This is a genomic window from Saccharicrinis sp. GN24d3, from assembly GCF_052400645.1.
Taxonomy (GTDB): domain Bacteria; phylum Bacteroidota; class Bacteroidia; order Bacteroidales; family Marinilabiliaceae; genus Saccharicrinis.
In genome coordinates, this window is sequence record NZ_JBQTGI010000002.1 from 438983 (window position 1) to 464674 (window position 25692).

A 25692-nucleotide genomic window follows, 5' to 3' on the forward strand; every position below is an offset into this window, starting at 1 on the left:
TAAAATCACCCATATGAGTCAACAAATAGAAATCAAATGCCTAAACAACAACACCTACAAAAGTTATAAACGGGGTATCACATTAAAACAAATAGCCGAAGACCATAACATTCAACTCCGAAGTGAAATAATAGGCGCCCTGGTCAACAATAACCTGGAACAGCTTCCCTATGAAATATTTCACCCAAAAACGGTTGAGTTTATTGATATCACCAATCCCGATGGTATGCGTATGTACATCAGGAGTCTGTCGTTTCTGTTATATTATGCCGTTGAAAGTGTAATTCCAGGCACAAAACTCAGAGTGGAACATTCGGTTTCAAACGGCGTGTACTGCGAACTTGACAGCCCCGGTGAGGTTACCTTTGACCAGGTAGCGGAAGTGGCCGAATATATGCGCAGCCTGGCAACAGAAGATATCCCATTTGAATATTTCCAGAAAGAAACTGAAAAAGTGATAGCGCTTTTTAACGAACAGGGCTTTGATGATAAAATCGGCTTGTTGGAAAGCAGAGGTCAGAACTACACCTCATACTACCGGCTAAAAGATGCTGTGGCTTCATTTTACGGCTATTTGGTTCCGTCAACAGGATATCTGAAAGTGTTCGATGTCAACAAATACTACAATGGCATTTTACTGCAGATCCCCAAGCGTTTTGAACCGGAAGTAGTGGAGGACCTGGTGATTCAAAACAAGATGTTCGAGATTTTTCAGGAGTATAGCCACTGGAACAAAGTGCTCAAGGTCACCAATATTCACGATTTAAACACGTTGCAAAAGAACGACAAGGCCCAACGCCTTATTAAGGTATCGGAAGCATTTCACGAAAAAAAGATAGGTCATATTGCGGATATGATAGCCGAACGAAAGGACAATGTCCGAATCATCTTGATAAGCGGCCCCTCGTCAAGCGGAAAAACCACCTTTAGCAAACGTCTGGCTATACAACTGATGGTCAACGGACTTAAACCACATACCTTATCTCTGGATAATTATTTTGTAGACCGCGAAAAAACACCGCTCGACGAAAACGGCCAATTCGACTTTGAAGCGTTGGAAGCCCTGGATATCGACCAGTTCAACCAGGATTTAACACTGCTTTTAAAAGGAGAGAAAGTCAACTTGCCCAAATTCTCGTTTGAAGCGGGGAAACGGTTTTACGACGACACCAAGATGAGATTAAAAAAGAACGACATACTTGTTATTGAAGGTATACACGGTCTCAACCCGGAATTAACCCGTAACATCCATGATTCCTTTAAATTCAAGATTTATGTTTCGGCACTTACTTCCATCAACATCGACAACCACAACAGGATACCCACCACCGATAACCGACTTATCAGAAGAATAGTCAGGGACTACAAATACAGGAGCTATTCGGCTGTAGACACCCTTTCGCGATGGCAAAGTGTGAGAAGAGGCGAAGACAAGCATATTTTCCCATACCAGGAAGAAGCAGATGTCATGTTCAACACCGCGCTGTTATACGAACTGGCTGTTCTGAAGCCCCTGGTGGAACCCATGTTACTTGAGGTCCCCCACAATAAGCCCGAACGTGCCGAGGCGAACAGGTTGTTATATTTCTTTAGCTATTTTAATAGTATTCAGGCCAAAAACATTCCACCCACCTCCATTATTAGGGAGTTTTTGGGAGGAAGCAGTTTTAAATACTAGTTTTTTCCTCCTAAAAAACACTCCGTAAGTTTTCGGCGTAGCCAAAAGAGGCTAAGCCCATGTTGCACAAGCAAACCATCTTCAAAATGAAAATTGCTATAAAAAAACAACACTGAAAAGAAGAAATGATCGTTAACAAGCTTGAACCCGGATTATGTATTGGAGGTTCGTCATGAGCATGGCAAGTACAATAAAACAAGGCATTACCCAAACGAGGCATCACTTGTCCGGATTACTTTCGGGAGCATCGTTCTGGTGAGTTGAAGTGAGGCAGCGGAGTGTCTTGTTTTGAAACAATTTCAATGGGTAATAGATTTTCTAATGCATATGGCGGGTTAAACCGTTTTTTCAACATTTACGTTAGTCCTTCGCCATTGGATAAGACCGTCGGGGTAAAAGGTGGGGTAACTAGTTCGCACTACTTACAATCCGTAAGTTCAATATAGAAAACAGCCCCGACGACAGATTCCATCTAACTAGAATGTCCCCATAAAGCAGACAATTCATCCCATTGGTCAAGGGTTGAAAAAATAAAACTTTCCATATATCAACATTTTCACTAACTTTTCTCAAAATTAAGAAAGTGAAAACTGCCACCTTCAAATTATATTTGTTTATTTTAATACTATTTTGTTTAGTACGGGGGTTGTTTGCCCAATCCGAACCAAATCATAAAAAAATTCTCTATATAAATTCCTATAGTATCGGTTTACCCTGGACGGATGACTTGACCGAAGGGTTTAAAACGGAACTGGACAAAAGTGGTGACCTGGAGTACTATATCGAATTTATGGACACCAAACGCCTTACATATCAACCAAATTTTAATTACTTCTACCAATACCTTATTAGCAAATACACCAATATTAATTTTGATATTGTTGTTACTTCCGACAATAACGCACTTGATTTTTTCCTAAGCCATAAGGATTCAATTATTTTTAAAAACAAACCACTGGTATTTGCGGGTATCAGGAACATTGATGATTATCAATTTAACCAGATACATGCCTACGGCATTGTTGAAGGCAGAGGATTAGAACATGTTTTTTATAGTATGCATCGCCTCTTCCCCGACAGAAAAAACGTATATGTCTTTTCAAATGTATCTCATACAGATTCATTGAATCAAGAAACTGTAGCCAAATACGCGCAAGAATTTGGAGTGCCCGACTACAAAACAATAATGAGTAGTAACGAAGACACGTTGATCCGTATCCTTAATTCTTTGGGTAAAAACGATATGGTATATCTTTTTAGCAGAACGTTTAGTCAATTAGGAGCCCATTGGCCTTATTCCGATATACTGAACAAAATTGAAGACCCCCTGGACGTTCCCATTTTTTCGGGATCACATATTCGTGACGGCATTGATAACATTGTTGGAGGTGAAGAAAACGTAGGCATGTTTCACGGTCGTACCGCTGCCCAAATGGTGATTAAAATACTTAACGGCAACAAAATCAGTCCCCGTATTATCCATCCCAAAGGAAAACTGGTATATAACTACGCAGAACTAAAACGATTTAATGTTGACAAGGAATTATTACCCCGCGATGCCATAATCGTTAACAAGCCTGATTCTATTTTTTTAAAATTTAAACAACTGATATACATCAACTTTTTATTTATCGCTGCCTGTATCGCTATCATTATCATTTTAGTTTTAAATAACAGGGATCAGAAACGATACCGAAAAAGGATTGAGGATGCCAGAGATAGGGCATTGCAGTCAGAATCAGTAAAAACGTCATTTATTGCTAACGTTTCGCACGAAATAAGAACACCGCTAAATGCGATAATCGGATTTTCCGATATTTTAAAGACTGAGAACAAGAATGAGAAACTAAACGATTTCATAAAGCATATCCATGACAGTTCGCAAATTCTGGAACGATTGATCAATGATGTTCTGGATCTTTCACTAATTGACTCCAACGAACTAAAACTAAATTATAGGGAAGTATACTTGCCCACCTTTTTGGACGGGCTCATTAATAGAAATAAGGATCAATTGGAACGCTTAAAAAAAACAAAACTCAAACTGAGATTGAAGATACCCGAAGGAGGCCCAAAAAATCTTTATGTCGATCAGTTTAGATTGAACCAGATTATCCAAAATTTGATCAACAACGCCATTAAATATTCCTACACCGGAACAATAACGTTAAGCTATCATTTTTACACCAAAAACGAGATCATCGCTAAAATAAACCTTTATGATTACGAACTTAACCACGACCAGTATTGCCTGTTCTCCGTAAAGGATTATGGAATAGGCATACCCCAGGAACTCAAAGCTTTTGTTTTTGAAAGATTTAGGAGGTTAGATCAAGTGTACATGGGCCATCACGGCGGCGTTGGTCTTGGTTTAAACATCTCAAAATCAATCATAAACCTAATGGGTGGTGAAATATGGTTTGAAAGCGAACAGGATAAGGGATCTACCTTTTTATTCATTGTACCGCACATTCATCCTACGCTCTAAATAATACAAATGAATTTTACCCATATTATTATATATTTAAGGAGACATCTTGAGGCGTTCATTTGGACAGCTGGACTATTGCTTATGGCGTTTTCCGATCCTTATGAAAACAGCCATTATTCAATGTGTTTATTTAAAAACTGCGGTTTAGGATTTTGTCCCGGTTGTGGCCTGGGGCATTCGGTGGGCTTTATAGCCAGGGGAGAGATCACAAATTCATTCAACAGCCATCCGCTGGGTATTTTAGCGGTGGTGATTTTGACATATAGAATATTTCAAATTTTCAGAAACAACCAATTTAAAAACAAACTCAAATGAACAGAATTCTCAACTTTTTTCCCGATCTAGAGCTGGAAGAAGCCTCATTTATTGACGACGTCATCAAAGATTATTCAGATGACGAAGTTAAAACCTTTGCAATGCTATACCGCAGCAGGCGCAAAGATCCACAAATGATATTACTACTGGCTTTGGTCGGTTTGTTCGGGGTTGCAGGCATACACCGTTTTATCATTAATCAAATAGGTATGGGTGTATTATATTTTTTAACAGCCGGACTGTGCTTAATCGGAACAATCGTTGACCTGGTCAATTATAAATCGTTGGCGTTTGAGTACAATCAGAAAATGGCATTTGAAGTTAAAGCCTATATGTCTATGGCAAAGAAGTAGTATAGCAAATATGCTAAAAAAATGGCGGTACCAAAATGCTGATACCGCCTATATTTTTAAGGTGGATTATTCTCAAGTTCCTCTATATATGAATCACCTCATCATACGCCGCCGCCGCGGCTTCCATAATGGCTTCGGACATGGTAGGGTGAGGATGAACCGATTTTATCAACTCATGGCCCGTTGTTTCCAGCTTTTTGGCCACCACAAGTTCCGCGATCATTTCAGTTACATTGGCACCAATTAAGTGCGCCCCCAACAGCTCACCATATTTGGCATCAAAAATCAGTTTCACAAAACCATCCTTGTGACCGGCAGCGCTGGCTTTGCCGGATGCCGAAAATGGGAACTTACCTACCTTGAGTTCGTAACCCGCTTCTTTGGCTGCCTTTTCGCTCATGCCCACAGAAGCCACTTCGGGGGAAGTATAAGTACAACCCGGTATGTTGTTATAATTAATTGGTTCCGGGGTATGTCCGGCAATTTTCTCCACACAGGTAATAGCCTCCGCAGATGCAACGTGCGCCAATGCCTGTCCCGGCACTATATCACCTATGGCATAAACACCATCAACCGAAGTCTTGTAGAATTCGTCTACTTTAATCTTACCATTTTCCACGGTCACCCCTACTTCTTCCAATCCGATTCCTTCAATATTGGGTGAGATACCTACAGCGGATAAAATTATGTCGGCTTCGTGCGTTTCTTCACCCTTTTTAGTTTTTATGACCGCCTTCACCTTATCGCCACTTGTATCTACGCTAAGCACCTCCGAAGATACCATCACATCTATCTTAGCCTTTTTAAATGAACGCGCCAATTGCTTAGATACTTCTTCATCTTCCAACGGAACAATGTTAGGCAAGAATTCCACGAGGGTAACCTTGGTTCCAATGGAATTATAAAAATAGGCAAATTCGCTTCCGATGGCGCCCGAACCCACCACAATCATTGATTCCGGTTTCTTTTCCAACGTCAAAGCTTTTCTATATCCAATAACTTTAACTCCATCCTGCGGAAGGTTGGGAAGCTCGCGGCTGCGTGCTCCTGTTGCCAATAAAATATGTTTGGCGGAAACATCTTGGGTGCTTCCGTCTTCTTTTTTAACCTCCACGGTTTTGTTGTCCTTTAATCTCCCGAAACCGTTGATAACATCTACCTTGTTCTTTTTCAACAAAAACTGAACACCTTTACTCATACCGTCGGCTACTCCCCGGCTTCTTGAAACCATGGATTCGAAATCGGCCTTCGACTCCCCCTCTATCTTAATCCCGTAATCCCCGGCATGTTGAATATATTCGAAAACTGTAGCACTCTTCAACAAAGATTTGGTAGGGATACAACCCCAATTCAGACAAATCCCGCCCAGTTCTGCTCTTTCTACTATGGCTACTTTTAAGCCTAATTGCGAAGCACGTATGGCTCCTACATAGCCCCCTGGGCCACTTCCAATAACTACTAAATCGTATTGCATATTTCTAAGGTATATAATTCTTTAAAATTCGGTCACACCACCAATTAAACCACGTTCAAAATCAATTGATAGCCTAATATATTTTACGGCAACGATAAATTAACAAAGCTTAAACAAAAAGGTTGAATACATTTACCTAATTGTTTATCCCTAAATAGGCACCAGAAAATACCTGATGAACCAATCGATTGAGAGATTCTAAGGTAGAATATTAAACGTACACAACAAAAAATAAGTACATGATTTAATTCAATCCATATGTTAAAACTCCTGTCTCATGGAAAATAAACTTATCACATAATTTTATCCCCAAAAAATAAACTTCATCTAACCCATTCCGTTTTTTTTACCCAACACTATCTTTTTCGCACCTTCTTAAAAGGTAGACATTCAGGGTAATTGAAATGCGACATCCCGCATATTCGCAGCCATCCTTCTAAGTAGGTCATTTTAATCTGCTGGAATCAGGTATTTTTTTTAGTAACATTTTGGCATTGTTCTCGTTTAAACCATCTGTACCGAAATGAACGAACTGCAATGCCGCGTTGCGTTAACATGATGTTAAAACGCAACATTCATATTCGGGCGTTGCATTTGTTTTATTAGCTTTGTAGTCTCATAAAACACCGGATAGACTTTAACTAACAGATAACATTTCAAAATACGATTGAAAATGAAAAAGATTGTTTTATATGCCTTTGCTTTACTTTGGGTATCCACCTCGTGGGCGCAGCATTCAAAACCGGCCTTCTCCTTTAACGAAACCCTTCACAATTTTGGTGAAGTTAAGGAAGCGGACGGAAAAGTATCACACGAATTCAGCTTTACCAATACCGGTAGCCTGCCGTTAGTTATTCATAACGTAAGAGCATCCTGCGGTTGTACTTCTCCCGAATGGAGTAAGAAACCGATTGCCCCGGGTGCCAAAGGGTATGTAAAAGCCACGTTTGACCCCAGAAACCGTCCGGGAAACTTTAATAAAACCATTACGGTAACCGCCAACACAGCTAATCCTAATACCGTTTTAAGGATAACCGGTAATGTAAAACCCCGACCCAAAACGGTGGAAGACACGTACCCGAGAGCGGTTGGTCCATTGCGTTTTAAAAGTACCCACATTAGCTTCACGCGCATACAGCCTAATGAAAAAAAGAGCGAAACGGTTGATTTTATAAATACTTCCGACCAAACGATTACACTGGATTTTGACCGTGTACCCAAGCATATTACGTTATTTGCAAGTCCGTTAAACCACGCTACCACGGTTAACCACTCCAACATATTTAAACCGGGAGAAAAAGGAATTATTACAGCCACTTACGATGCTGCCGCCAAAAACGATTGGGGTTTTGTTTATGATCAGGTTTTCTTGAAAATTAACGGGGAAACCAACTATAAGAACCGTATCAGCGTAAACGCGAATATCCAAGAGGATTTTGCAAGCTGGAGCCAGGAGCAAAAAGCAAATGCTGCTAAAATAAGTGTCGATAACAAGGTCTTCGACTTTGGTGAGATTAAACAAGGGCAAAAGGCCACGCACACCTATTATATTACCAACACGGGAAAGTCAAACTTACTTATCCGTAAGGTGAAAGCCTCTTGTGGTTGTACCGCTATCAAACCGGAAAAAACCACGATTGCCCCGGGTGAGAAAACAGCCATTGTGGCAGAGTTTAACTCGACAGGTAAAAAAGGTCGCCAAAACAAATCGGTTACCGTAATTACCAATGATCCATTGGCCAGCAGCACACTATTACGAATTCAAGGGACGGTAACCAACTAATATTATATTCGAATTTTAGTCGAATATTAAAACGATATAACGGAATGCCCTTATCACTGGGGGCATTCCGTTTTTGTTTTTAAAAAAAAGTGACGATTAATGTGGATTTAATGTAAATTCGCAATAAATTTATTGCAGGAATGATTAACGACAACCATCATCATATCGAGAACGACCCGCATTACAGTAACCTGAACGTCAACAAAGGAGTAGAAAATGTTCAGACTGTAAATGCCGCAGCAGCGCAAAGGTTCCTGAAGAAAAAAAGGAAATTACCTACCGCGGACGAATTTTTTGAAGGTATAAGAAAAGGGGACATCACACTATTGAGCAAGGCGGTTACTTTGGTTGAAAGCTCGCTTCCGAATCATCAGAGCGTGGCCCAACAAATTATAGAAAAATGCCTTCCCTATTCAGGAAACTCCATCCGCCTAGGAATTACGGGCGTGCCGGGGGCAGGGAAAAGCACCGCCATTGAAGCCCTGGGGATGCATATTATACAACAGGGTGGAAAATTGGCCGTTCTGGCTATTGACCCCAGTAGCGAAAGGTCTAAAGGGAGTATCCTGGGTGACAAGACCCGTATGGAGGAACTTTCCGCTGAACCGAATGCCTATATCCGTCCTTCGCCATCAGCAGGCTCGCTGGGTGGTGTTGCCCGCAAAACACGGGAAACCATTATTTTGTGCGAGGCCGCAGGTTTCGATACCATCTTTATTGAGACGGTCGGGGTTGGACAATCCGAAACCGCCGTGCATTCCATGGTTGATTTCTTTTTGTTGATTATGTTGGCCGGGGCCGGCGACGAGTTACAAGGCATCAAACGCGGCATCATGGAAATGGCCGACGCCATCGTCATCAACAAAGCCGATGGAAACAACATTCAACGTGCCAACCTGGCCAAAACAGAATACACCAGCGCCCTTCACCTGTTCCCTCCCACACCATCGGGATGGATACCCAGGGTTGAGACTTGTTCTGCCTTAGAAAAAACAGGGATTAACGAAATTTGGGATATGGTGAACGAATACGTTGAAAAAACAAACAAAAACGGATTCTTTTCGTACCGGAGGAACGAACAGTCGCAGTACTGGATGTTCGAATCGATCAACGAAAATTTAAAATCGAACTTTTACAACAATCCTGATATTGCAACGTTAACAGAAAAGTACAAACAAAAGGTGTTAAACGACGAAGTAAGCTCGTTTACGGCCGCGCAGGAATTGTTAAACCAATATTTTGAAAAAATAAACCAGTAAATAATTTCAACCGGGTAAAATATTATCTTACCCTTAAAATGATTCAGAATGAAGAACTTATTTTTAGTGGCAGTAATGGCCATTATTTTCGCTGCCTGTCAGCCATCAACTTTTACCATAAACGGCACCATTGAGGGGGTTACTGAAGGGAAAGCCATCTTGAGAAACATTGTGGACGGTAGACCTGCTTCTTTGGACACAACCGATATTGTAGAAGGTAAATTTACTTTTACAGGAACTGTGGACGAACCTCAGTTGTATTTGATTTTTATTGAAAACAACCGTACCCCTATCGTATTCTTCGGCGAAAACGCCAACATCACCATCGAAGCCAATACCGAAAACATGCAGGAAGCTGTTATCACAGGATCGGCCATAACAGATGTGTACAACAATTTTGTAAAGGAGCTTCCGGGATCAGATCGTCTGAACCAAATTAACGAAGAGTATCAAAAGGCAATGGGTGCCGGCGACAATGAAATACAGAAGGCATTGCGCGAAGAAGCCAGCGAGCTTATGGAAGAGCAAAAAGCGTACTTCATTGATTTTATTAAAAACAACACCAACAGCGTGGTTGGTGCACATATGGCTATGCAGGCGATTAGTGAGTTTGAAGTTGAAGAATTTAAAGCCCTTACGGCCGAGTTTGAGGCAAACCTTGGCGACAGCAAGTATGTGGCCGATTTGAAAAAAGCCCTGGAGCCCATGGAAAAAGCGGCCGCTGCGGCTAAAGCTACCGAAGTTGGTGCCGTTGCACCTGATTTCACCCTGGAATCGGTGGACGGTGATAATGTAGCGCTTTCATCGTTACGTGGTAAATATCTTTTGGTTGACTTTTGGGCTTCGTGGTGCAAGCCTTGTCGCGAAGAGAACCCGAATGTGGTTAAAGCTTATGGAACATATGCCGCTAAAGGCTTTGAGGTATTAAGCGTTTCGTTAGACAGGGATTCTGCCGCCTGGAGAAAAGCCATTAACGACGATGGCCTAACCTGGACCCAGGTAATCGATGGGAAAGGTGACATTGCCAACACATACGGTGTTACGGGAATTCCCTTTACTCTATTATTAGATAAAGAAGGAAAAGTGGTTGCTAAAAACCTTAGAGGCCCTGCCCTGGAAGAAAAATTGGCCGAACTATTGAACTAGTGCTGAACTCGTGAAGTTTCAAAGTATAAAGTTTATATAGTGAAATTGATATTATCAGTTAAGAAACAATTACATACAATCGTTTTTTAAGCTTTGAACTTCTTAACGGAATTTATTGAATGCTCTACTAGTAACCCATATCAATTGTAGTTTCGGTTAAAATTAGATATAACTTGAAAGGCGTCCAAAGGACGCCTTTTTTTGTATCTGAAAGTCTCCACCTTCCCTAATTCCAACTTTTCCAGAGTTTAAAACTTTGGTAAAGTTCATTTCAGCGTGGTTCGTGATCCAATCATTGAGGTTGTAGAATCGTTCAGAGAGGTTCACGATTCGGCAATTATGGTTCGAGATGTAAGAATCAATCTATCGATGTTGGGAATTAAGGATTAAGATTTGCGATATAAAGTATGCACTTCGGGTTTAAAAATTCGTGTAATTTGAGACATTACGGTTTAAATACAAGTCAGTGGTGAAGCTGTTGGACTGAAACTTAGACCATATGAATTTTTCTGTCGACCAAGTACTGCAGTTAAATACACCATGCTTAACCTTAATGCCAAACGAAAGCTATATTGTAAAAATTAAAAACACTTAAGCTCCGCTTTAAACCTTTCATACTGACATTTACATCTTATTCGCCAGATGAATAAATGAACAGAAATCATTTTTATATATTATTTTCCACACGTTGACTCATCATAATACATACGAATTTTTGAGACTGATGAATAAGTGCAAACCAACCAATTCCATATGTTTTTGGGTACACATCCTTTCTGAACAGCAATGCAATCGTATGGAACCGAATCCCATGCTTGGTAAATTACAAAATCATGTTTGACATGGGTAACCAAGTGCTTCATATTCAATTTGCTTTTTGTTGGTTATATTGGAGTTATCATTAGCACGGTCTATAAGATGAATACAACCGAGAGATCAATGCAGCCATTATAAATTCACGGATTATTATTTACCTTGTAATTTGGGGAGTGATGTACCTATTACATACCCTCTCATTTGTTGTGACTAACTGAATCCTAGTCAACAAAGACATAAAAGTTTGGTATTTTCCCAAAATTGGTTTTTTCAGGAAATAAAAGCACGACCACACCTTCGCAGACAGCCAGATCGCTTGGATATAAAAACATAAGCATTACGGCTTTTAGCGCGGTTTTGTAAGCCTCCGCTAAGGCAGAGGATGAATATCCTGGTTAACAGTGCATTCTATTGAAAGAGAATACAAAAGATTGAATGTGAATAGCGATATCGAAAGTTTTTGTCCATCAAGTAAACAAGACTGGAGAAGATGGGTCGAAATTAATCATCAGAAGAAGGAAGCATTTTTTAAGTCTAAGTAAATCCGTTCGAAGAGCAATGTTACAGCGGATTATTTTGGCAAAACGACCGAAAACCAGACGAAAGCGAATTGAAGAAACAGTGAAGAATGCAGGTAATAAAAAAAACAATTCGCTAAACTAAAAATATCAGAACAAAAAGGAAAATAATCCTATTAATCAATTCATTTTTAGCGAATAGTTGTATTTAACAAACAGTGTTACATGGAAACCACCGTTGCCGCACAAATCTCGCATGGTTTGTTAAACATCGCACGGCACTACATCGTGGGGTGGCATGGCTTTATTGTTAACAAATAAACAAACGCATCTTCCATCAGCATTATTCTTTATCAAATAATTCAAACGCCCAATTGACTTGCTCCGGATTACCCAATACATAAACGACATCATTACTCCTGAGAACAGTAGTTGGCACAGGATGCTCAATTATGGATGAATCACGTTTGATAGCCAAGAGCGTAACTCCTGTTTTGTTTCGCAGCTTAATTTCGGCAAGCGATTTCCCATCAACAGGAGAATTTACTTCGATTTTTATGGCTGATATATTCATATGCTGCAGTTCATCCAGTATGCTTGGCTGATTAATGATATCTCTTTCCGAAAATTCCCCTAAATTCAGATTTCGGATATGGGTTAAAATACGATTAACCTCTTTTTGAGGATATAATTTTTTAACCAGTATCCTTTTGAACAAATCTATCGCAATCTCCAGTTTTTCAGGCAAAACCTGGTCAGCTCCAAGTTGGTACAGTTGTTCTACATTTCGGATATGTTTTGCCCGCGCAATGACATATGCCTTTTTATTCAGCTGTCTAACTTTTTCGATGATGGCCATAGATGGTATTAATCTCCCTACAGAAACCATGACAATTTCAGCCGTATCCACATGAGCTTTTAATAATATGGGTTCATTAACAGCATCACCATAAACCACCAAATCACCATTCTGAATTTTTTCATTTGCAATTAAGGGGTCAAAAATGATGGACACGTGGTGCAGATTATTTAATTGGGCCATTAACGATAGCTTTAGGGCACTCGTGTCCGTTCCAATAATTACAAGATGATTTTTAAAATCGGGTATTTCGATTTCTTTTAACGGAAACAACCCGTCAACCCAAAATTTGGGCAGCGGTAATTTCAACAAAAAATTCGACAAGGGTCTTGACAGACTCATTAAAAAAGGGGCAAAAGCCATAGTGATTACTGAAACAGCCAGGAATAGCTGATAAAAATAATCATCTATGATCGAATTGTTTAATCCTATTTTAGCAAGGATAAATGAGAATTCTCCAACTTGACTTAAGGCAAGTCCTACCAAAACAGTACCGCGCAAGGTATGACCTAAAATAAATCCAGCACCACCGGCTATAATTGTTTTAACCGCAATAACCACAACTACAATAGAACCAACCAGCAAATAATTATCGACCACAAATGTCAAATCCAGCAGCATGCCAATGGATACAAAGAAGAAGCTTGTAAACGTATCTTTAAATGGAATAAGATTAGAAAATGCGTTATGGCTGTATTGAGATTCAGAAATCATTAGTCCCGCCAAAAAAGCACCAAATGCGAGAGACATCCCTAACTGGGCTGTTAAAAGTGCTATTGCGAGACAAATGAGAAAAATACTCATCATAAATAGCTCTTGATTTTTTGTCATGGCTATTACATGCAAAAGTTTTGGCAACAGCCACTTATTCCCGACATAAACAAAACCTATAATGAAAATTGCTTTTAGCCCAAGAAATAAGAATTCCCGGGCAATATGAACATCATTTTCCCCAAGTAGATTGGCAAACAATATTAACGGCACCAGTAATAAATCCTGAAATATCAGAATACCTAAAATAGTTCGCCCATAATTAGAAGAGAGTTCTGATCGTTCTTGCAATATTTTTAGTACCAGCGCCGAACTACTTAATGCCACAAGAAAACCAATAAATATACTCGTTTGCCAACTGAGACCATAAAAATGGGCAATACCATAAAATAATGCGGCCGTTATTGAAACCTGCAATAATCCGCCAAGAAATACTATTTTTCTGATTTTCAGCAGGTGCTTTAACGAAAACTCCAGACCGATAGTAAACAACAATAAAACGACCCCAATTTCCGCTAACACCTCGATTTCATGTTCTCCATTTACCAAGGAAAGAAGATGAGGGCCAGCAAGAATCCCCGTTAGCAAATAACCTACAATGGTTGGTATTCTTAATCTTGTAAAAATTAAATTTACCAATGTTGATAGTGCAAATATTATTACAATATCAGTGAGTATTGAAAATTCCATGGATGGTAAAATTTATGTGATTACTATTCGTTTATATTTACAATTCGTATCCTATACCCTCGAAAACAGCCTATTGGCCAACATTACCCAGAACAAGCCAGAACCAAGATAAATCAAAAACGCAGAACGTTGACTTCGATTAGTCACAGCCCAAACATAAAAAATCTCCTACTCCCCATACGCAATCAGCGACTTATCATCGCAAACATGAAATTCCGGCTGAAGGGTAGCATGGTGGATATTAAATTCGTGATGTAGCAGTTCTCGCACCTTGTCCATCACCTTATCTACTTGCGACAATATCAAATCTTCCGAACAATCGATATGCGCCTCGAAATGTATCTCATGATCGGTAAGCTGCCAAATATGCACATGATGTACGTTTTCAACCTGGTTCAACCCACAGATTACTTCCTTTATCTTATCTAGGTCAATATCTTGCGGGGTAAACTGCATCAACACTTTCATGGCACCTATCACCAGTTTCCAACTGGAAACGATCAGGTACACGGCAATAATTACCGACAACAAACTATCCACCCAATACAATTTATAATTCATCATTAAAAAACCACCTATCAATACAGCAATAGAAGTAAGCATGTCGGAGAAAAGATGAAGATAGGCCGCTTTCATGTTCATGCTATTCCTGGCATCTTTTTGTATCAGCAACACACTTAAACCGTTGGCTACAATACTTAATCCGGCCAGCCACATCACCAATTCGCCACCTACTTCAACACTTTTTGACATTACCATGCGTTCAATAGCTTCCACAATTAAATATATAGAAATGCCCAAAAGCGTCGCAGCATTGATGAAGGCCGCCAAAATTTCGGCTCTTTTATATCCAAAAGACTGCCTGTTCGTGGGTTTCCTTTTGGCCAACTTATTAGCCACATAACTAATCACCAGAGCCATTACATCCGAAAGGTTATGCAAGGCATCTGTCATTAAGGATAGGGAGTGGCTCAATATGGCGCCTATGATTTGCGAAACTGTAATCAGTACATTTAGCAATATGGCAATCATCAGGTTCTTACCCTGTAATTCGGGATGATGATGCCCGTGATAATGGTCATGATGATGATGTCCCATATTTTTTTTAGGGTAAAAATAGAGTTTTTGATCTAATTCGGTAGCTCAATGGTAAAATTATCGAAATTTCCTACTACATTTTTTAATCCTATAAGCTAACTGCGTCCACCCGTTACAGGGTTTGCTGCCCTTGTCAGCGCTATATACAATTGCAGGTCATTACAAACATGGAAGAACTGCGATTAACCGAAAGCATTGTCCGTCCTTTAAATCATAATAGTATATTTGCAGGAATCATATTTTAAAAAGTAATTATGGATTTGAAGCAAAAAGTTCAAGAGCTAACCCAAAAATACTATCCCGAAATTATAGAAATCAGAAGGCATATTCACGAGAACCCGGAGCTTTCGTTTGAAGAATTTAACACGTCAAAATATATCTGTTCCAAGTTGGACGCGTACGGAATACCATACAAGGCGGGCTATGTGAAAACGGGCATTATCGGAACCATCAAAGGAAAAAATCCTGACAAAAAGGTGATCGCCTTAAGGGCTGATATGGATGCATTACCCATTATCGAGAATGAGGATAATCCTGTTAAATCGTGCAACAAAGGAGTCATGCATGCCTGCGGACACGATGCACATTCTGCCTCATTGTTGGGCACCGCAAAAATATTAAACGAATTAAAAGACCAGTGGGAAGGGACTATTTTGCTGATTTTCCAGCCGGGCGAGGAAAAATTTCCGGGTGGCGCCAAACTTTTGATGGAAGAAGGGGCGTTAGACAATCCTAAACCGGAAATCATAATTGGCCAACACGTGCTGCCTGATATGGAAACAGGCCATGTTGGTTTTAAGGAGGGAATGTACATGGCTTCGGGCGATGAGGTATATTTGACCATTAAAGGAAAGGGCGGACACGCCGCCATGCCACACACTTTAAACGACAATGTGTTAATTGCGGCCAATATTATTGTGTCGCTGCAGCAGATTGTTGCCCGAATGGTTCCTGCAAATATTCCAACCGTATTGTCATTTGGGAAAGTCATTGCGGATGGCGCCACCAACATAATACCCGAAAAAGTGGAAATAGCAGGTACACTAAGGACGATGAACGAGGAATGGCGCGCAAAAATTAAAGCCCAGATCCGTAAAATATCCACCGAAATGGCGGAGAGCATGGGTGCAACATGCGAGGTGAAAATTAACGATGGATATCCTGTGGTTACAAATGATACGGAGGTCACTGAAAAAGCGTATACTGCCGCGCAAGAATTTCTCGGCCACAAGCATGTTCACAAAATGGATATCAGGATGACGGCTGAGGATTTCGGGTATTACACACAAGCCTACCCTTGTACTTTTTATCGCTTTGGGGTTAAACAACCAAACCATATCCATACCGGTGGGTTACACACCCCGGGATTCAGCCTCAACGAATCATCTCTGGAAACTTCCGTCGGACTGATGGCCTATATCGCCTTAGATATTTTAAGTTGACTACAAAGGACTTAGGGATATTTCAAAGTAATTTTCGACCCATAAAACTTATTTAAAAACATTTCAAATAAACTTAAAACCGATGATATTGTTTTAATATAAAAAAAAAGAAAATACATTTGCTTTTCTAATACTAATTAAAAACATTACAAAAATGGCTTACGTTATTAACGAAGATTGTATTGCATGTGGAACATGCATTGATGAATGCCCGGTAGATGCTATTTCTGAGGGTGATATCTATAAAATTGATGCTGAAGCTTGCACTGACTGCGGTTCTTGCGCTGATGTTTGTCCGACCGAGGCTATCCATCCGGCATAATGATTTATCGAGAAAGAATTTAAACCCTGCTTTTAACAAAGCGGGTTTTTTTATGTCCTGCCGGTTATCACACAATCCATATTTATATCGTGTGGCTCAGTCGGTATACCTTCAACCAGCTGAAAATTAAACCCCACACCGACTTTATAAGCGCTTTGCAATTTAGGCAATAACCTGTCGTAGTATCCCCCACCTCGACCCATCCGGTTTCCGGAAGCTGCAAAAGCGACTCCCGGAACAATAATTACATCAATCACTTCCGGCTGTAGCAATTCAGCACCTGTTGGTTCCCAAATACCATAAGCACCTTTGCTCAAGGATGATTCTCCTTTATACAAATGCAAACTTAATTCCACGCCCACCACTTTGGGAAGGTAAAAATTCTTTTTCCTATACCACTTATTCATAAATTCGTGCGTAGGCAACTCATCGGGCAGCGACCAATAACACAACATATGATCCGAATGAATAAAAGTATCTTGTTGTTCAAGCTGGTCAAAGACCTGCTTTGCCTGCCGATTTCTTATTTCCGCAGTCAGCAGCTTTTTTTGATCGTTTATTTGCTGCCGTAGTATTTTCTTCTGACTTACCACATCCGTCATGGCCGATAATTTGATGCTGCCAGTATTTTACGACCGTCCGTTTCTTCCATTAAATCTTTTAAACTTACCGTTTTGTTTTTATTCATGTAAGACGCTATGATCTTGTATCCGAGAAACTCACCGGCTCTTGGTGCCGAATTATTGCCAAAGTTTGAGGTAAAAGGAGCATCTCCCGTATATTTCTGAATCAACATTCTATCTTCCTTAAAAAGATGTTTCCACTCAACAAGCGATGCCCACATATCCGATTCGTGATTATTGCACCAATGCATCTGTTCCTTTGAATAATCAAAAAGCAAGGTATCTTGAATATCGGGAAACATCCGGTGCACAAAATACCTTACCTTGCCTTGGTAGACCATATTGTTGATTAAGTCGTCCACCTCCCTGGCATTAGAATAATTGGTCATAGCTATGGCTCTCAAAACATCAGGCGCCATCTTTTCCTTAACCATACCCTTCCGAAGATATTTGGGTATGCCCAGCCACGCATAAAACTCACAATCCTGTCCAAGATACTTTTCAATACTCACACCTACCCAGGCCGAATCCACGGCTATGGATTGGCTGAAACCTGATATCATCAGATAGACATCCGGAACAGGCATCTCCGGAAAGTAATACTTGTAATACTTAAATCCTTTCTCCAGTTGCTTCTGAAAATCATTGAAGTCAGGAAATATTTCCTTTGACTTCCGGTAGATATCTTTATTGGCAGGATAGGTAACAAAACCATACAAACGATCCGCATATTCCTGTGCTTCGGGATTGCCAAGTTTTGCTATTTTATAACTGTACGCCGTCATAAACTCTGGATATTTAGCAATGACCGGAGCAATCTCCTCGCCCACTTTCATGGTATCCATGCCGTGTATATCCTGATAGATTGGAATAACGTTTATATCAATCCCAATATCGCTTACATCGGGATACATGTTTTTATCCTTACACGAAAAAAAGGTAACACCCAACACAATACAAAATAACAGTACAAACTTATTAGCAAAAGTACACATCTGATTTCACTTAAAATTTAACGACACCAAACTTAAATATTTTAGCACAAAATACCTATCCTTATCATTTTGCAAATGGAATTAGGCTGATATCAAGTAAGTTTGTTAATACATTTAGTATTTTTGCGGCAAACAAAACAAAATGCTCAAAAAGATAGATGGATTTATTGTTGGCTTGCTGTGCATGATACTACTCGCTTATCTGTATCCTGGTATTGGAGATGAGAACAGCCCCATCCAACTCACAACCGCAACATCCGTTGGAATCTCGCTGATTTTCTTTTTTTACGGATTGAAACTGAGCCCCAGGAACATGGCAAAAGGACTGTCGAATTTCAGACTTCATATCTTGGTTCAGCTAACGACTTTTGCATTATTCCCCTTGTTAATGATCTGCTTACGCCCATTGGTAAAAACAGAAGAAATCCATTTACTTTGGTTGGCATTATTTTTTATGGCAGCACTCCCGTCTACCGTATCTTCATCGGTGGTCATGGTATCTATTGCCAAAGGAAATATACCGGGGGCGATATTTAACGCCAGTATTTCCGGCTTAATTGGTATTATTATTACACCCCTTTGGATGGGTTTATTTATGCACACGGCGGAAAGCGATTTCGACCTTGCGGGAATTGTGACCAGCTTAATACTGAAAATTTTATGCCCTGTAATTCTGGGACTATCACTAAATAAATATTTAGGCAACACTGCCCGAAAATACGGCAGGTATTTAACCTTGTTCGATAAAAGTATCATCCTTATGATTGTTTACAACAGCTTTGGCAAATCCTTTGTCGCCAATGTTTTCGATGACATTAAGTTATCACACCTAATTACAACGGTTGTAATAATCATATGCACGTTCACCCTTATTTATGGTATTGTATTTGTTATCACGCTAAGACTAAACTTCTCGAAAGAGGATCAGATTACGGCTTTGTTTTGTGGTTCCAAAAAGTCGCTGATTCATGGTTCGGTAATGGCAAACGTGCTATTTAAAAACATGGCTTCGCAAGGAATCTTCATTATCCCGATAATGGTATATCATTCGCTGCAATTGATTGCAATAAGTTTTATCGCCCGGCGTTTTGGCTTAAGAGCGGAGAATGTAACAAAGGAACCGGAGTATTAATCGATTACTACTAAAACATGCCATGGCTAAAAGCTAATCGCTATTAATTTATTAAGTTTGCAATATTTTTAACTAATCAAATAATCATTATACCATGAAACCGACACGTCCCCTGTCCGCCATAGGCAGGGAGCAAATAATCAGGTCATAAACAAGCACACGATTGAAATACGCACTGGTTATCATGGTTTAGCTAAAATTTAAGAGATGAAAAACACAACCTTACTGCTCATATTGATGTTACTTGTTGCATCTACGATTTTTGCGCAAACCAGGTCAGGCAGAGAATCTGATTACAGGTTTGCCTTTGTACTTAGTCCCCAAATCAGTTGGTTGAAATCGGACAATACTGCCGCCGATGGAAACGGGAATTTGATGGGGTACAATTTTGGCTTTGAAATGGATAAGTTCTTTGCCCAAAACTATGCTATCTCAACGGGATTAACAATTAACACAACAGGTGGCAAACTACGTTATAAAAATCCAATTGATTTTAATGTGGGAGGAGAAGAAGTTGCTTACGATGCCAATTCAACACTGGAATACAGGTTAAAATACCTTGAAGTACCACTTGCCTTAAAGTTACAGACCAGTGATTTTCAGCGTGCCAGTTACTATGGCGTTTTTGGCTTGTCAGGGATGGTCAACATTAAAACCAATGATGGATCTGGTAAAAACATTAATGATGAAGTAAAACTTTTTAACTTAGGCTACCGATTTGGAGGTGGCATGCAATATTCGGTGGGTGGTGACGCCTATTTGAAATTTGGATTGACATACAACCAAGGTCTTTCGGATATAACTGACAATGGCACCATTGACGATAAAACGATATTGAACCGCCTGGTGTTTAACTTTGGAGTCATATTTTAAAAACACTACCGCTTACCAAGAAATAATTCATAAGTTCCTAATAAATGAAGATAGCGCTTGCTCAATTGAACTACCATGTTGGAAATTTCGCATCCAACACCAAAAAAATTATTGAAGCCATCGAAAAAGCACAAAATGATGGATGTGATTTGATCGTATTCTCCGAACTAGCTGTCTGCGGATATCCCCCGCTCGACCTGCTGGAAAGGGAAGAATTTGTAGAACAGTGCTTGCAACAGGTTGACCTGATTGCCGAAAAATGCAAGCACATTATCGCTATTGTAGGCTGCCCCAGCATAAACCCGGAACCAAAAGGAAAGAAGTTATTTAACTCGGCATATGTACTTAGTGAGGGCAAGATAAAATCAGTTCATCATAAAACGCTACTGCCCAACTACGATGTGTTTGATGAGTACCGTTACTTCCAGCCTAATAGCGAGTTTAGTTTGATTGATGTAAAGGACAAAAAAATAGCATTAACGATTTGCGAGGATTTATGGGATGAGCAACCTGTGGCCAATTCTTTTGCAAAAAGCAAGTTGTACACCAAGTCACCAATGAAAGAGTTAAAACAGCTCAACCCCGATTTTGTGGTAAACATTGCAGCCTCTCCATTCTCCTACAATCAAGGGCAGATTCGTCAGCAAATTATTAGAAACAAGGCTGCAAAAAACGAAATACCGTTTGTTTATGTAAACCAGATTGGTGCGAATACCGAACTGGTTTTCGACGGTAGCTCTTTGGTGGTAAACAGCCAGGGTAAAATTGTAAATCAGCTTAATTCCTTTAGTGAAGATATTCAGTACTGCAAATTGGAAGACATTGAGCATGCCAATGTGATAGAACCGGTTCCAAAGGAAAAACTGGATATGATTCACGATGCGTTGGTATTGGGCGTTAGGGATTATTTTGAGAAAATGGGTTTCAAAAAAGCCACATTGGGGCTGTCCGGTGGTATCGACTCTGCCGTAACTGCAGTTATTGCCGCGCGTGCGCTTGGTCCGGAAAACGTGAGAGTGCTTCTTTTACCCTCGAAATATTCTTCGGATCACTCTATTAAGGACGCGGAAGATCTGGCCAACAATCTGGGTATCCGATACGACATTGTCCCTATTAAGGACATAGTGGGTAGTTTTGACAGCACAATGTCCTCCCTGTTCGAAGGTTTAAATCCTGATGTTACAGAAGAAAACATTCAAGCCAGAATACGAGGAACCTTGCTCATGGCACTGTCTAATAAATTTGGACATATCTTATTAAACACTTCCAATAAAAGTGAAGCCGCTGTTGGGTACGGTACTTTATACGGCGACATGAATGGCGGGCTTTCCGTTTTAGGTGATGTGTACAAGACCGATGTGTTTGCTTTGGCAAAATTCATTAACCGAAACGATGAAGTAATACCAGAAAACACCATTGTAAAACCACCATCTGCAGAGCTTCGTCCCGACCAAAAGGACAGCGACTCTCTACCTGACTATGATGTATTGGACCAGGTTTTATTCAATTACATCGAAAAAAATGAATCTCCTGCAAAAATTATTGCCGCAGGATTTGATGAAGCAGTGGTAAAAAAAGCGGTCAGAATGGTTAATATCAATGAGTACAAGCGCTTTCAAACAGCACCTATTATAAGGGTTTCATCCAAAGCCTTTGGATTAGGCAGGAGAATACCATTGGTATCCAGGTTCTAATTTCAACGTTGAAATAATACGGTTCAACCACCTTTATTAAATAAAAAAGTCCGCATTACCCTGTTTTACTTGTGAGTATGTGGGCTTTTTTCTATTTTTGGCTGAAATTTACATGTTGTACAACATATCCAATATGCCAAGAAGAGCCGAAAAAACTGAAATCAAAGAACCTACCATCAAAGACATTTCTCAGCTTTACGATGTACTTACGGAAGAAGAAAAAGAGAAAGTACTGCACAACCATAAGGCCATACATTACAAAAAAAATGAAGTGATTTATCAGGAAGGTGAAGTCCCTGATGGTTTGCTTTGCCTTGGATCGGGGAAAGTGAAAGTATACAAGCTTGGGTTTGGTGGCAGAGATCAGATTGTACGCATGGCAAATCCCACGAGTTTTATTGGTTATCGGGCTTTCTTTGCGGAAGGTCCTCATGTGGCTTCGGCAGTTGTTATTGAACCCTGCACTATATTTTATATTCCCAAGGCACTTGTTTTTGAGCTTTTGGAAAACAACCATAAATTTAGTTTAAATATAATCCGTTCCCTTGCGCAGGAACTTGGTTTCTCCAGGTATAGAACCGTAACACTTACCCAAAAACATATCCGCGGAAGATTAGCTGAGAGCTTATTGGTGTTAAAAGAGATTTACGGGTTTGACGAAGATGGCACTACCCTAAACGTGTACTTGTCGCGCGAAGACTTGGCCAATTTTTCCAATATGACCACATCCAATGCCATCCGCACCTTATCTACCTTCGTGAACGAAGAGGTAATTACCGTTGATGGCAGAATCATTAGAATATTGGATCCCGAAAAATTGGAGAAGATTTCTAAATTGGGCTAGTCCTTTGGAGTTAAGAGGCAAAATTGTTAATCTAATGAAAAAAGTTATTCTTACTCGTAATAGTAAACCCTTTTCACTCTTCTGCTAATGCTTGTAAACACTTCGTAAGGAATGGTATCCAGGGCTTGCGCAATATTTTCTACCGGGTTGTGTGGGCCAAAAACCTCTACCTCATCACCCTCTTTTGCCAAAAGTCCTGTTACGTCTATCATGCACATATCCATACAAACATTTCCAACAATGGCTGCCAATTGCCCTTTCACCATCATTTTACCCGCTCCATTACCTAACTTTCGGTTTAATCCATCAGCATAACCTACGGGAACTATGGCTATTTCAGCATCATACGCCAACACTCCTTTACGGTTGTAACCAATAGTTTCGTCCGCCTTCACGCTTTTAATTTGTGAAATATAAGATTTAAAACGGGTTACAGGCTTAAGATTTTCTTGTTCAATTGCACCTACCCCGTACATGCCAATTCCCAAACGAACCATATTAAACTGTGCCTGGGGAAACCTTAAAATACCTGCCGAGTTTAAAATATGCTTGATAAAAGAATATCCCAATTCTTTTTCCAATCGTGTTGTTAAATCAGAAAACCTATTTATCTGCTCCTGGGTAAATTCATCGAACTGAGCGTCATCGCTTCCCACTAAATGCGAGAAACAAGACTTTACACTAATTTCGTGAGTTTGTTTTAATACTTGTGTGAGTTGTTTTATTTCGCTGGACACAAATCCCAAACGGTTCATCCCTGTATCTAACTTTATATGAACGGGATAATTTGAAATCCCTTCCTTTGCCAATAAGTTTACAAACTGATTAAAAACCTTAAACCCATATAATTCCGGCTCAAGTTGATGCTCTAACATCATAGGAAAACTTTTTGCTTCAGGATTCATCACAACAATAGGTAACGAAATCCCGGATTTACGTAACTCAACGCCCTCATCCGCAAAAGCAACGCCCAGATAGTCTACCTTTTGATGCTGCAAAACATTGGCAATCTCAAAAGAACCACTACCATAACTAAATGCTTTAACCATGGCCAAGACCTTGGTTTTATCGTTTAGCTTAGAGCGATAATAATTTAAGTTATCCACCAATGCATTTAAGTTAATTTCCAAACTGGTCTGATGATGTCTCATCTCCAGTACGGAAGAGACCTTCTCGAATCCAAAATTTCTTGAACCCTTTATGAGAATAGCTTCGTTTTTAAAAGAATTGGGAACCAAACTTTGAAGCAATTCCTCTGTAGTGTCATAAAATATGCCATCCAAATCAAACATATAAGCATGTGATTTAAGAATATTTCCCACACCCACCAGTTTAGTAACACCTACTTGTTTTAGCAATTCATTAATTTGAAAACACAACTTTTTGTTCCCGATGCCACTTTGGTAAATATCCGAAAGGATCAAAGTACGCTTTTCTGTTTTATCCCGACTTTGCTGAACTAAAAACGCCAGTGACAAAGCCAAAGAGGATAAATCGGAATTGTAGGAATCGTTTATCACTATGCAATTGTTAATGCCCTCTTTTAATTCCATTCGCATAGCCACGGGTACCAAATCCCTCAGTGATTTTGATATATATTCAAAATCGTAACCCAACACTAGAAGAACGGAAATGGCGGTTAAGGCATTTTCAAAAGAAACGTCATCAGAAAATGGAATAAAAACTTCATATTGCTGGGCATGATACTGTAATTGGATAGCGGTTTCTGTTCCTTTGGCTTTTTTTGATAAATACTGCAGGCTAGCCTCATCTCCACGCCCCCAAGTAAACAACTTTTTGTTTGCATATTCAGATTGAATTTCATTTTTAACAAAAGTAGAATCTGAACAAAATATGATGGTACTGCTATTTTTAAAAAGCTTAATTTTTTCCTTTAGTTTTTCGAGTTGAGAGGTAAAGTTCTCCTGATGTGCAGTGCCAATATTGGTCAGTACGCCAATCGATGGCGAAATAATCGGGGCTATTTTTTCCATTTCGCCTCTCTGGGATATCCCAGCCTCAAAAACACCCAGTTCGGTTTTCGCATCCATTTGCCATACCGAAAGAGGCACACCAATTTGGCTGTTGTAACTTTTGGGAGAACGAACTATTAATTTTGAATTGCCTATCAATTGTGATATCCATTCTTTCACAACCGTTTTGCCGTTGCTTCCTGTAATTCCAACAACCGGGCAAGAATATGCGTTTCTTTTTTTGGCCACCAACTGTTGAAATGCCAACAAGGTATTTTCAACCACCAAAAAATTAGCCCCATCCAGTCCTGTAGCATAATCAAAATCACGCTCCACCATAAAACAGCGAACTCCTTGCTGATAAAGGGAGGGAATATAATCATGTCCGTTATGGTTTTGACCGGAAATAGCTACGAACATCGCTTTTTCAGGAATACCCACTGTGCGGCTATCGGTAATTAGGTTCGAAAAAACCATGTCATTATTGACAATAGACTTACATGGTATCCACTGGCTTACTTCACTAAAGAGATATTCCTGCAT

Annotated in this window: 20 protein-coding genes; 14 read left to right on the top strand and 6 right to left on the bottom strand. The window is 39.8% G+C overall.

Going from position 1 to position 25692, the window contains the following annotated elements; translation table 11 throughout:
• The first annotated feature begins 13 nt into the window (after positions 1-13).
• From ACT29I_RS04240 to ACT29I_RS04255, 4 genes are all read left to right on the top strand, one after another.
• Positions 14-1678 carry a uridine kinase family protein gene (locus ACT29I_RS04240; protein ID WP_430931538.1) on the top strand — a complete coding sequence of 555 codons (1665 nt, stop codon included), beginning with the start codon at positions 14-16 and terminating at the stop codon, positions 1676-1678.
• 583 nt (positions 1679-2261) lie between these two features.
• The gene (locus ACT29I_RS04245) at positions 2262-4166 is read left to right on the top strand and encodes a sensor histidine kinase (RefSeq protein ID WP_430931539.1); all 1905 of its coding nucleotides are present in this window, start codon (positions 2262-2264) and stop codon (positions 4164-4166) included.
• Between the two features lie 123 nt (positions 4167-4289).
• The gene (locus ACT29I_RS04250; RefSeq protein WP_430931641.1) at positions 4290-4484 is read left to right on the top strand and encodes a DUF2752 domain-containing protein; all 195 of its coding nucleotides are present in this window, start codon (positions 4290-4292) and stop codon (positions 4482-4484) included.
• Entirely contained in the window at positions 4481-4837 is a 357-nt protein-coding gene (locus ACT29I_RS04255) for a TM2 domain-containing protein (protein WP_430931540.1), read from the top strand. The genes ACT29I_RS04250 and ACT29I_RS04255 overlap by 4 nt, the downstream gene beginning before the upstream one ends.
• Before the next feature lie 82 nt (positions 4838-4919).
• Here ACT29I_RS04255 and lpdA read toward each other — a convergent pair whose 3' ends face one another.
• Complete coding sequence (gene lpdA, locus ACT29I_RS04260; protein WP_430931541.1) at positions 4920-6311, bottom strand: dihydrolipoyl dehydrogenase; 1392 nt, start codon at positions 6309-6311, stop codon at positions 4920-4922.
• Positions 6312-6984: 673 nt separating this feature from the next.
• Here lpdA and ACT29I_RS04265 point away from each other — a divergent pair.
• The 4 genes from ACT29I_RS04265 to ACT29I_RS04280 all read left to right on the top strand — a co-directional run bounded on the left by ACT29I_RS04265 (position 6985) and on the right by ACT29I_RS04280 (position 11978).
• On the top strand, positions 6985-8094 hold the full coding sequence (locus ACT29I_RS04265) for a DUF1573 domain-containing protein (protein ID WP_430931542.1): 1110 nt from the start codon (positions 6985-6987) through the stop codon (positions 8092-8094).
• Between the two features lie 140 nt (positions 8095-8234).
• Positions 8235-9353, top strand: a complete 1119-nt coding sequence (gene meaB, locus ACT29I_RS04270; RefSeq protein ID WP_430931543.1) for a methylmalonyl Co-A mutase-associated GTPase MeaB — start codon at positions 8235-8237, stop codon at positions 9351-9353.
• A gap of 48 nt (positions 9354-9401) precedes the next feature.
• Entirely contained in the window at positions 9402-10499 is a 1098-nt protein-coding gene (locus ACT29I_RS04275; RefSeq protein WP_430931544.1) for a redoxin domain-containing protein, read from the top strand.
• Positions 10500-11822: 1323 nt separating this feature from the next.
• Positions 11823-11978 (top strand): YdeI/OmpD-associated family protein, encoded by a 156-nt coding sequence (locus tag ACT29I_RS04280; protein WP_430931642.1) that lies wholly within the window; start codon positions 11823-11825, stop codon positions 11976-11978.
• A 198-nt stretch (positions 11979-12176) separates the two neighbouring features.
• On the opposite strand, the gene ACT29I_RS04285 is transcribed toward ACT29I_RS04280, so the two are convergent.
• Together ACT29I_RS04285 and ACT29I_RS04290 are read right to left on the bottom strand one after the other, a co-directional pair.
• Positions 12177-14153: a cation:proton antiporter domain-containing protein gene (locus tag ACT29I_RS04285; RefSeq protein WP_430931545.1), complete on the bottom strand. Its 1977-nt coding sequence runs from the start codon at positions 14151-14153 to the stop codon at positions 12177-12179.
• Between the two features lie 168 nt (positions 14154-14321).
• Entirely contained in the window at positions 14322-15251 is a 930-nt protein-coding gene (locus ACT29I_RS04290) for a cation diffusion facilitator family transporter (protein ID WP_430931546.1), read from the bottom strand.
• A 254-nt stretch (positions 15252-15505) separates the two neighbouring features.
• On the opposite strand from ACT29I_RS04290, the gene ACT29I_RS04295 reads away from it, so the two are divergent.
• Positions 15506-16693: a M20 metallopeptidase family protein gene (locus tag ACT29I_RS04295; RefSeq protein ID WP_430931547.1), complete on the top strand. Its 1188-nt coding sequence runs from the start codon at positions 15506-15508 to the stop codon at positions 16691-16693.
• A gap of 154 nt (positions 16694-16847) precedes the next feature.
• The gene (locus ACT29I_RS04300) at positions 16848-17015 is read left to right on the top strand and encodes a DUF362 domain-containing protein (protein WP_430931548.1); all 168 of its coding nucleotides are present in this window, start codon (positions 16848-16850) and stop codon (positions 17013-17015) included.
• A gap of 50 nt (positions 17016-17065) precedes the next feature.
• On the opposite strand, the gene ACT29I_RS04305 is transcribed toward ACT29I_RS04300, so the two are convergent.
• Both ACT29I_RS04305 and gldB read right to left on the bottom strand, forming a co-directional pair.
• A complete protein-coding gene (locus ACT29I_RS04305) occupies positions 17066-17617 on the bottom strand; it encodes a 5-formyltetrahydrofolate cyclo-ligase (protein WP_430931549.1) in 552 nt (183 codons plus the stop codon).
• Positions 17614-18633: a gliding motility lipoprotein GldB gene (gldB, locus tag ACT29I_RS04310; RefSeq protein ID WP_430931551.1), complete on the bottom strand. Its 1020-nt coding sequence runs from the start codon at positions 18631-18633 to the stop codon at positions 17614-17616. The genes ACT29I_RS04305 and gldB overlap by 4 nt, the downstream gene beginning before the upstream one ends.
• A 142-nt stretch (positions 18634-18775) precedes the next feature.
• Here gldB and ACT29I_RS04315 point away from each other — a divergent pair, with 142 nt between their 5' ends.
• The 4 genes from ACT29I_RS04315 to ACT29I_RS04330 all read left to right on the top strand — a co-directional run bounded on the left by ACT29I_RS04315 (position 18776) and on the right by ACT29I_RS04330 (position 23176).
• Entirely contained in the window at positions 18776-19765 is a 990-nt protein-coding gene (locus ACT29I_RS04315) for a bile acid:sodium symporter family protein (protein WP_430931552.1), read from the top strand.
• Between the two features lie 207 nt (positions 19766-19972).
• Complete coding sequence (locus tag ACT29I_RS04320; protein WP_430931554.1) at positions 19973-20638, top strand: porin family protein; 666 nt, start codon at positions 19973-19975, stop codon at positions 20636-20638.
• Between the two features lie 44 nt (positions 20639-20682).
• Positions 20683-22332 (top strand): NAD+ synthase, encoded by a 1650-nt coding sequence (locus ACT29I_RS04325; RefSeq protein ID WP_430931556.1) that lies wholly within the window; start codon positions 20683-20685, stop codon positions 22330-22332.
• A gap of 133 nt (positions 22333-22465) precedes the next feature.
• Positions 22466-23176, top strand: coding sequence for a Crp/Fnr family transcriptional regulator (locus ACT29I_RS04330; protein ID WP_430931558.1), 711 nt, complete (start codon positions 22466-22468; stop codon positions 23174-23176).
• A 50-nt stretch (positions 23177-23226) separates the two neighbouring features.
• On the opposite strand, the gene ACT29I_RS04335 is transcribed toward ACT29I_RS04330, so the two are convergent.
• Complete coding sequence (locus ACT29I_RS04335; RefSeq protein WP_444792740.1) at positions 23227-25692, bottom strand: bifunctional UDP-N-acetylmuramoyl-tripeptide:D-alanyl-D-alanine ligase/alanine racemase; 2466 nt, start codon at positions 25690-25692, stop codon at positions 23227-23229.

Excerpts from the sequence above, each read along its gene's own strand:
- ACT29I_RS04240 (WP_430931538.1), top strand. The coding sequence starts at position 14 with ATGAGTCAACAAATAGAAATCAAATGCCTAAACAACAACACCTACAAA.
- ACT29I_RS04250 (WP_430931641.1), top strand. The coding sequence starts at position 4,290 with ATGTGTTTATTTAAAAACTGCGGTTTAGGATTTTGTCCCGGTTGTGGC.
- ACT29I_RS04255 (WP_430931540.1), top strand. The coding sequence starts at position 4,481 with ATGAACAGAATTCTCAACTTTTTTCCCGATCTAGAGCTGGAAGAAGCC.
- lpdA (WP_430931541.1), bottom strand. The coding sequence starts at position 6,311 with ATGCAATACGATTTAGTAGTTATTGGAAGTGGCCCAGGGGGCTATGTA.
- ACT29I_RS04265 (WP_430931542.1), top strand. The coding sequence starts at position 6,985 with ATGAAAAAGATTGTTTTATATGCCTTTGCTTTACTTTGGGTATCCACC.
- meaB (WP_430931543.1), top strand. The coding sequence starts at position 8,235 with ATGATTAACGACAACCATCATCATATCGAGAACGACCCGCATTACAGT.
- ACT29I_RS04275 (WP_430931544.1), top strand. The coding sequence starts at position 9,402 with ATGAAGAACTTATTTTTAGTGGCAGTAATGGCCATTATTTTCGCTGCC.
- ACT29I_RS04285 (WP_430931545.1), bottom strand. The coding sequence starts at position 14,153 with ATGGAATTTTCAATACTCACTGATATTGTAATAATATTTGCACTATCA.
- ACT29I_RS04290 (WP_430931546.1), bottom strand. The coding sequence starts at position 15,251 with ATGGGACATCATCATCATGACCATTATCACGGGCATCATCATCCCGAA.
- ACT29I_RS04295 (WP_430931547.1), top strand. The coding sequence starts at position 15,506 with ATGGATTTGAAGCAAAAAGTTCAAGAGCTAACCCAAAAATACTATCCC.
- ACT29I_RS04300 (WP_430931548.1), top strand. The coding sequence starts at position 16,848 with ATGGCTTACGTTATTAACGAAGATTGTATTGCATGTGGAACATGCATT.
- ACT29I_RS04305 (WP_430931549.1), bottom strand. The coding sequence starts at position 17,617 with ATGACGGATGTGGTAAGTCAGAAGAAAATACTACGGCAGCAAATAAAC.
- gldB (WP_430931551.1), bottom strand. The coding sequence starts at position 18,633 with ATGTGTACTTTTGCTAATAAGTTTGTACTGTTATTTTGTATTGTGTTG.
- ACT29I_RS04315 (WP_430931552.1), top strand. The coding sequence starts at position 18,776 with ATGCTCAAAAAGATAGATGGATTTATTGTTGGCTTGCTGTGCATGATA.
- ACT29I_RS04320 (WP_430931554.1), top strand. The coding sequence starts at position 19,973 with ATGAAAAACACAACCTTACTGCTCATATTGATGTTACTTGTTGCATCT.
- ACT29I_RS04325 (WP_430931556.1), top strand. The coding sequence starts at position 20,683 with ATGAAGATAGCGCTTGCTCAATTGAACTACCATGTTGGAAATTTCGCA.
- ACT29I_RS04330 (WP_430931558.1), top strand. The coding sequence starts at position 22,466 with ATGCCAAGAAGAGCCGAAAAAACTGAAATCAAAGAACCTACCATCAAA.
- ACT29I_RS04335 (WP_444792740.1), bottom strand. The coding sequence starts at position 25,692 with ATGCAGGAATATCTCTTTAGTGAAGTAAGCCAGTGGATACCATGTAAG.